Annotated in this window: 6 protein-coding genes; 3 read left to right on the forward strand and 3 right to left on the reverse strand. The window is 41.0% G+C overall.

Annotated elements, in window-relative coordinates; all coding sequences use genetic code 11:
* The 3 genes from rsxC to rsxA all read right to left on the reverse strand — a co-directional run.
* On the reverse strand, positions 1-1861 hold a 1861-nt coding region (rsxC, locus tag ACED45_RS02945; RefSeq protein WP_371713281.1), incomplete at its 3' end, for an electron transport complex subunit RsxC.
* A 7-nt stretch (positions 1862-1868) separates the two neighbouring features.
* Positions 1869-2462: an electron transport complex subunit RsxB gene (rsxB, locus tag ACED45_RS02950; RefSeq protein ID WP_371713282.1), complete on the reverse strand. Its 594-nt coding sequence runs from the start codon at positions 2460-2462 to the stop codon at positions 1869-1871.
* A 2-nt stretch (positions 2463-2464) separates the two neighbouring features.
* Complete coding sequence (rsxA, locus tag ACED45_RS02955; protein WP_004734039.1) at positions 2465-3043, reverse strand: electron transport complex subunit RsxA; 579 nt, start codon at positions 3041-3043, stop codon at positions 2465-2467.
* An 830-nt stretch (positions 3044-3873) separates the two neighbouring features.
* On the opposite strand from rsxA, the gene ACED45_RS02960 reads away from it, so the two are divergent.
* The 3 genes from ACED45_RS02960 (at position 3874) to sph (ending at position 6787) form a co-directional block, all read left to right on the forward strand.
* Positions 3874-4686, forward strand: coding sequence for a winged helix-turn-helix domain-containing protein (locus tag ACED45_RS02960; protein ID WP_102433503.1), 813 nt, complete (start codon positions 3874-3876; stop codon positions 4684-4686).
* A 145-nt stretch (positions 4687-4831) separates the two neighbouring features.
* Entirely contained in the window at positions 4832-5197 is a 366-nt protein-coding gene (locus tag ACED45_RS02965; RefSeq protein ID WP_371713283.1) for a hypothetical protein, read from the forward strand.
* 186 nt (positions 5198-5383) lie between these two features.
* Positions 5384-6787, forward strand: coding sequence for a sphingomyelin phosphodiesterase (sph, locus tag ACED45_RS02970; RefSeq protein ID WP_371713284.1), 1404 nt, complete (start codon positions 5384-5386; stop codon positions 6785-6787).
* The last annotated feature ends 838 nt before the right edge of the window (positions 6788-7625 follow it).

Genomic DNA, 7625 nt, shown 5'->3' on the forward strand with positions numbered 1-7625 from the left:
TCTTGGCATCGCCAGAGCTTTCAACCGGAGCGTCAGCAGCTGATTCCGCTTGTTGTGCTTTCTTAGCTTTAGCACGAGCGATAGCGGCAGCAACAGCATCTTTCTTGCCATCACCAGAGCTTTCATCTGGAGCGTCAGCAGCAGCTTGTTGTGCTTTGCGTTCTCTAGCTTGACGCTTACGCTCTTCACGTAGCTTCGACATTTCAGAGTTGTCTGGTTCAGCACCGTCTGCTTTCTGAGCCGCAGCTTGTTTCGCTTTTGCCTTAGCAATCGCAGCTGCAACCGCAGGTTTCACCGCTGGTTCCGCAACAGGAGCTTGGTCTGCCGCGGCTTTTTGCGCTTTAACGCGAGCAATCGCAGCTGCAATCGCATCATCACCATCCGCAGATTTCATATCTTTACGACGGTTGTCAGCTGCTTTCTTAAAGCGGTTTTCACGTTCTGCTTTGTCACGCTCCATACGAGCGTTTTTCTCTTCGAAACGAACCTTGGCACGCTCTGCGGCAGTCGCTTCGTCTTTTCTTGTTTTGATTTCAGCTTTCGCTTGGCGATAGTACTGAACAAGAGGAATCTCACTTGGGCAAACAAACGCACAAGCACCACATTCAATACAGTCTTTAATGTTTAGCTCTTCGCACTTGTCCAGCTCATTGGCTTTCGCGTGCCATTGCAGCTGTTGAGGCAGTAGAGAGGCAGGGCAAGCTTCGGCACAAGCACTGCATCGAATACATTCCATTTCGTAAGTGCTTGGTGAAATTTCACGACGCGTTGGCGCTAAAATACAGTTCGACGTTTTCGTGATTGGCACATTGGCATGTGGCAAGGTGAAGCCCATCATAGGGCCGCCCAAAATCAAACGCGGCAGCTTTTTATCGGCTTTGTAGCCAAACTCTTCAAGCAACTCATGTACTGGTGTGCCTAAGAGCGCCCAAACGTTACGAGGTTGCTTAAAGGTCTTACCGGTTAAAGTCACAACGCGGTTAACGACAGGTTCGCCGTCGATTACTGCTCTCTTAATTGAGTAGAGAGAGCCAACGTTCTGAACCAAAACACCTATATCCGCAGGGATGCCGCCAGCAGGAACCTCTTTATTGGTGAGGATCTTAATCAGCTGTTTCTCACCACCTGAAGGGTATTTGGTTGGGATAACACGAATGACGATATCTTTGTCTTTCGCGGCAATCTCAAGTGCTTTTATCGCGTCTGGCTTGTTGTCTTCAATACCAATCACGGTCAGTTTTGGTTGAAGGATGTGTTCAACCACTTCGATGCCTTTTAGTACTTCTTCGGCATGTTCTTGAAGCAACTTGTCATCAGAGGTGATGTAAGGTTCACACTCAGCAGCGTTGACGATCAAAATGTCGGTACGGCCAAGGCCTGACTGAAGCTTTTTCGCGGTAGGGAAGCCTGCACCGCCCATACCTGAAATACCAGCTTGGCGAATCACATCAAGCAGCTCGTCTGAGGTCTTTGTTGAAAAGTCTTCAACTGGGTGTTTTTCAATCCAAGTGTCTAAACCGTCAGGTTTAATAACCACACTGAGTTCACTTAAGCCTGAAGGGTGAGCGGTAGTTCTTGGTTCAATAGCGGTAATCACACCCGATGTTGGTGCGTGTACTGGCAAGGTAAAACCCGTGTCCAAGGCTGTCAGTTGTTGGCCTTTTAGCACGGTGTCACCCGCAGCAACCAATAAATTACCTGGCTTACCGATGTGTTGTTTTACAGGAAGAACGATTTCTTCAGGAAGCCTTGCATGAACGATGTCAGTGGTATTGGACTGTTTCTTGTTTTCAGCAGGGTGCACACCGCCCGGGAAGTTCCAAATAGAGCCCGTACGAATTTGTTCAACTAAAGAGATCATACTAACCCTACGCCTTAGGCTCTGACGCAGTCGCATCAGTTGCTTGGTTAGTGATATCTGTAACAGGAATGATGTTCATCTGCCATTTCCAATTTTCAGTCGTTGTTGCCACTGGAATCATTTCGATACAGTCAGTAGGGCACGGTGCGACACATAGATCACAACCTGTACATTCATCTTTGATAACTGTGTGTAGTGCCTTGGTGCCACCAACAATGGCGTCAACAGGACAGGCTTGAATACACTTGGTACAGCCGATACACATATCTTCATGAATGAAAGCAACGGTTTTTACTTTGTTATCTAAGTCATGAGCGGAGTCTTCAACTTCTACGCCCATTAAGTCTGCTAGCTTCTCAATAGTTGCTTGGCCGCCTGGAGGACATTTGTTGATCTTGTCTCCGTTAGCGATCGCCTCTGCGTATGGGCGACAACCCGGGTAGCCACATTGGCCACATTGAGTTTGCGGTAAAATGGTATCGATTTGATCAACGATAGGATCAGCTTCTACTTTAAATTGGATAGAAGCAAAGCCCAAAATAGCGCCAAAAACAGCGGCTAAAACGGCTAGCGCAATGATCGCAATTAAAATGGTACTCATGCTTATTTCACCAACCCAGTAAAGCCCATAAATGCGAGAGACATTAGGCCTGCTGTGATCATCGCAATTGATGCGCCTTTGAATGGCATTGGAACATCAGCAACCGCAATACGCTCACGCATCGCAGCAAACAGGATCAGAACAAGAGAGAAACCCACCGCTGCGCCGAAACCATAGATGATCGACTGAATGAAGTTATGGTTTTCATTTATGTTCAAAAGTGCCACACCTAATACCGCGCAGTTGGTGGTGATAAGAGGCAGGAAGATACCCAATAGGCGATAAAGAGTCGGGCTAGTTTTGTGAACGACCATTTCCGTAAATTGAACAACCACCGCGATAACCAAGATAAAGCTCATGGTACGCAGGTATTCAATACCCAGAGGGGTAAGGATGTAGGTTTCTACTAGGTATGCAGATACCGACGCTAACGTCAGAACGAAAGTCGTCGCGAGGCCCATGCCAATCGCAGTCTCCAGTTTCTTGGAGACTCCCATGAAAGGACATAGCCCTAAAAACTTCACTAGCACAAAGTTATTGACTAGCACTGTGCCAACCAACAACAAAAGGTATTCGGTCATAATGGATTAATTCTTGAGATTCCGATCCCGATATTATCCTGCTTTGCTCACCTAATAACAACCAGTGAACGGTGTGGTTTTGTATGTCTGATGGAAATTTATACGCTTAATAAGAGGATAGCAGATGTAATCGCAACAAATCGGTTGGGCTAAAACCTACGACAAACGCTCGCGGCATGGAAGTACAACGGCTGTTGGGTATGGTTTTCTTGAGCATGAAATTAACAATTTTAACGAGTATGTTGTCAATCCTTCCTGTTTAAAGCTAGGAGTTTTACTTTGATTTAGGACTTATACGCATCAGCTTTTAAGAAATCGGTTTCACGATAGAGATGGTGGTGATAGCCAATATAGTCAGCCTAAAATGAGCCTAACGTGCGCAAAAACTTAATCTGTAAACATTAATTTGTTGTAAGTGAAACCTTTAGTGAACGTAGATAACCGGATGTGCTTATAAGTAAGAAAAAAAATTAAAAGACATTTCTTGTCATTGTTAGTCAATTTTTGAACTAAGTTTAAATATTTCTTAATAATCCAATGTAATTATCTGTTATTTTTTTTATGAATTAGTTGTCAATTTTTAAATATCTGTATTTTAGTTTTTTTTGTTTCATGACGGTGTTTTTTTTATATATAGTTGCGTTTACAAAAAAGTTACTTATTTTGCCTTTTTAAATAACCATTTAATTAATCCTGTTAGCGTTCGGTTAGTGGTAAATGGTTGAATGAATCAAGTGACATATAAAAATTATTTTAAATAACCCCAATATTTATCCATGAAAACTATATTTGTATAAATATTATGGTTATTCATTTTTTAAGGCTAATTTATGTACAAAGTAAATGATTGGTTAATCCACTTAGACCACCCGTTAGTGACTGATTTACTCAAAAATGAAGAAAAGCGCATCGGCTATCACGATCATCTTGTGATTCTAATGTTGTGTGAAAACGCTGGAAAAATTAATACTAAAGAAGATTTGTTGAAAAGAGCTTGGCCAGGAAAACATGTCTCTGAAGGCTCACTGACACAATCGATCAGCGCGATACGTACTTTGCTTGAGGATAATGGGAAGCAACAAAAGTATCTAAAAACGGTCGCTAAGGTTGGTTATAAACTCGAAAGTGAGGCGGTGTTGTGGCTAGAAGACGATGATGATAAATCAGATAACCAAGACAACTTATTAGCTGGAGACCCAAGTTGTAAGACTGAGAGCTTTGAAGAGAGTTCCGAAAAAAACACACGATTCACATTCGGACGTAATCAAATCTATATTGTTCTAGGCTGCTTATTCATAGCGATTGCGGCATTGTTTCCGTTGGTGTTCACTGCAAAAGCCCCTAAGTTAACGAGCTGGCTTCCACTGACTAAAATGTTTTCTAGCGAAGCTTTAACTGTCTATTGTGATAATGAAGAAGAGGCCAAATTGGTTGCAAAAGGCGTTAAGCTTTTGGTTTCTCAAGAAGTTAAACAAGGTAGGTTAAGCCGATTGATCCTTGCTCATTCTCAAGAAAGTTTATCTATTGTAATACTCAAGCCACTGGCACCGCCTGTCAATTTAGTGGTTTTGTTTGAATCTCCTCAATCAACGGATGATCTGGTTGGTATGGTTAAAGCGGAGCTTAGTCGCTATGTTCACTAAAAATAAAAGTGTTTACTTTCTTCTGTGTTGTCTTTGTTTAATGCTGGTTTCCATTGCATATAGTCTACGTTCGAAAAATAATGTTTTGGTCAACTCTACGACCCTTTATATGACAATAGATGGTGACTATATGGCCACGGAGCACATGGACGTCGTGATCAGTGATGAAAATTTTGAGGCGGTTACGATTATAAAAGAAGCTGGACTCAATAACACCTTAGATATTTACACAAAAGGAAAATTTATTCGCAAGAGTAATGGGCTATTTAATGTAAGCTTGCGTGAAGAACGCGTTGATCATGGAGACATTGATTTTGAACATGATGACGACATGCTCGTTTATGATAAATATATTGAAGCGCGAAAAAAGCTATCGTTTTTTAAATCGGTTCAAGTTGTTGAAGAGTTGCCGAACCAATATATGATTATCATTTCAAATAGTCCTGTAAAGAAAATGGTTGCTGTAAAAGTTGAGGATTTACCAATTGAAGGTTTTTATGATGACTATTAATATTTTAACTATGGTTTGATATTTTTTTTAGGTCTATTTCATTATTATCAATTGTGTCATTATGGGAGGATGCATCTCAGTTTAATAGGAGATGCACTAACCATGACTAAATATTTAATATCAGTCTTGCTCATACTGATCAGTCTTAATTCGCTAGCTGAGGAGATCAGCTCACCCCCCAAGATAATGAATTATAACGTTTATATGCTGGATCATCGTCTCGGCGTTTTCGTTGGTGGGACTAATCCAAATAAACGAGCACAGTTATTGGCGAACTCTTCGGTTTTTGATGATACCGATGTGGTTATATTTAACGAAGTGTTCGACAACCAAGCGAGCCAAATACTTATCGATGCACTAGCTCAGAAGTTTGGATATCTAACTCCTGTCTTGGGCCGTACAAAAAATGGTTGGGATCACACTGAAGGTTGGCGATCGACATCTCTTGATGATGGCGGCGTGATTGTATTCAGTAAATATCCGATTGAGTATAAGTCACAAGTGATCTTCAGAGATGGGTGTGGTGCAGACTGGGCATCTCAAAAAGGTTTTATACATACCGTCATTAATAAAGGTGGAGAGAGATACAATATTATCGGCACTCATGTTCAAGCTGACGATGATACCTGTAACACTCCTCCTTCTGTGGTTAGACAAGACCAGTTCGCACAAATAGAGAACTATATTTTTGGGGCAAACCGTTCAGCTGACGAAATGTTTTTTATTGCTGGTGACCTAAATGTAGCAAAGGATTCACAAGAGTTTTCCTCAATGCTCGAGACCTTAAATGTATCAGCGCCGACTAACTATGCAGGTGCACCTTACTCATGGGACCCTGCTGTCAATGGTTTAGCTTACGCAAACTACCCAGACTTAAAAGGGCAATTACTAGACTATGTTCTTGTTGAGCGTAGTCACAAGCAACCCAAGAATTGGCATAACCAAGTGTTAGATATCGCATCGGATAGAGTGGCTTTACCTGGCACACAGGAGCCGTATTACTTTTATGAGTATTCAGACCATTTCCCTGTCGCTGCGTTTGAGTATGCAGATGAAAGCACGCCAATTCATAGTGTGCGTCCAATCAATAAGCCATATAACTCAATCAGGTTAAAGCATCGATCGACTGGAGAATATGTTTACGCGGATCCAAATGTGCCTAATGGCTGGCTTACCTACGGTCGCGATGGAGAGCAATCCAACGCTAAGTTTAAGTTAGATAACTGGCATCCATATAATGGTACTTGTATTCACGACAATGACTATGTTCAGATCTCAAGGAAAGATGATTATAAAGATTACTACTGGACCTATAGTAGTAATACGTATTATACCGAAGATCACGACTCTTCTGACTTCATGAAGATCAGCCGCCCAACAGAATCCGAAAGCTGCATCCAGAATGGTGATGTCGTATATATTTATGATCATGCGCATCATTTGTGGACATCAGCGGACAAATATCTTGAGCCTATAAATACGTACATCAAAGCGACTAAGGAGCTGCCAGTTAGCGAAAATGGGCTGTTCATTATTGAGATGGATAACTTTGAATTCTCTGACTGGGAATTGAGTCTAACTTATAAATGAACATATTCTAAATGTTGATTTTTCTTGAAATTACTTGATTTTCAGTACTACTTGACTCATTTGGTTTATTGTAAATAGTGAAACATTAGAGTGTGTTTGGTGATAGTAAGCGGTGAGGTTGATTAGCCATCAATGCAGCCCAGAGGTCACCATCGTTAAATAAAAAGCCACTTTAGTGTGGCTTTTTACATTATAAAAAAATAATTCTCTCAATTATCGGTTGGTTAGTGATTGGCTAACCGAATTTTTGAAATTTGGTTTTTATAAGTACCTTAATTATAAAAACTAGTTGGTATGGTTTTTGGCTTTGGTAAGATGTTGAATTATGAACTTTGATGGATACTTTGAAAAAATACAAATTCAAATAGAGAAGGTAGATTCACTTGAAGACCTACTAATATGGCGGAAGAGAATTAACATAGGACATTCAGGCCTCTCGTATCGTGTAGAACAAGGTCGGCTTATTTCCCATTGTTATCGGAGGTTTAAGGACGAAGAATCTAAAATGAACGGTCTTAACTTCTCCTGCGATATATAAAATGTTCAATTTGGTATTTTCAGGTATATTCAACGATAAATAGATTTTTTTATTACAACTTTATTGTGAATATATTTTTTTTACTCGCTAATTTTAAAAGGCATCGATATTGGTGCAAATGCAGTTAAAAGGAACGAGTGATGAAATTAAAACACTTCAGTTTAAGCTTGATAACAGTCTCTATGTTATCTGGCTATGTTAATGCATCTCCTATCCCTGGGATTGATGAGGCCTACTTCAAAGGGCAGGGCGGGATCGCACTTTGTTAACAGATATGATCTAATAGCTCCAAACCCATAT

This window comes from Vibrio crassostreae (assembly GCF_041439375.1).
Lineage (GTDB): Bacteria > Pseudomonadota > Gammaproteobacteria > Enterobacterales > Vibrionaceae > Vibrio > Vibrio crassostreae_D.

Bases quoted from the DNA above. Each gene is read 5' to 3' on its own strand.
- sph (WP_371713284.1), top strand. From the start codon at position 5,384: ATGAATTATAACGTTTATATGCTGGATCATCGTCTCGGCGTTTTCGTT.
- ACED45_RS02965 (WP_371713283.1), top strand. From the start codon at position 4,832: ATGGACGTCGTGATCAGTGATGAAAATTTTGAGGCGGTTACGATTATA.
- rsxA (WP_004734039.1), bottom strand. From the start codon at position 3,043: ATGACCGAATACCTTTTGTTGTTGGTTGGCACAGTGCTAGTCAATAAC.
- ACED45_RS02960 (WP_102433503.1), top strand. From the start codon at position 3,874: ATGTACAAAGTAAATGATTGGTTAATCCACTTAGACCACCCGTTAGTG.
- rsxB (WP_371713282.1), bottom strand. From the start codon at position 2,462: ATGAGTACCATTTTAATTGCGATCATTGCGCTAGCCGTTTTAGCCGCT.